The sequence below is a fragment of the Paraburkholderia sp. SIMBA_030 genome (assembly GCF_046535245.1).
Taxonomy (GTDB): Bacteria; Pseudomonadota; Gammaproteobacteria; order Burkholderiales; family Burkholderiaceae; genus Paraburkholderia.
The window spans coordinates 1-249 of sequence record NZ_JAWRXB010001257.1 but is presented as its reverse complement, the minus strand read 5'-3'; the positions used below and the strand labels follow the sequence as shown (position 1 = coordinate 249).

1 protein-coding gene is annotated in these 249 nt (G+C 53.8%); it reads right to left on the bottom strand.

All coding sequences use genetic code 11. From position 1 onward, the window contains the following. Positions 1–203: hypothetical protein (locus tag SB772_RS44080; RefSeq protein ID WP_410839034.1), on the bottom strand; the 203-nt coding region annotated here is incomplete at its 3' end. Positions 204–249: the final 46 nt, after the last annotated feature.

Sequence of the window (249 nt, the reverse complement as noted above, 5' to 3'; positions counted from 1 at the left end):
ACCCACGGTCTCACAATGTCGGTGCCGTCCGGTTTTAAATAATGGAACTTTTGCCAAAGGCCAAAGATCAATAGACGGTTGCCTGATTCAAGGGACAGTGTCGGCTTCAGGGCAGGATCTGCAGTTTGATCCTTGCTGGCGAATCCGACGACAAGATTATTCGCGCAGCCGGTAACCCGCGCTGCGCTTTTCGTGCGTGCCAAATCAGAGCCCGCAGGAAACTTGCTTGGAGGGGGAGAACTTTTGCGG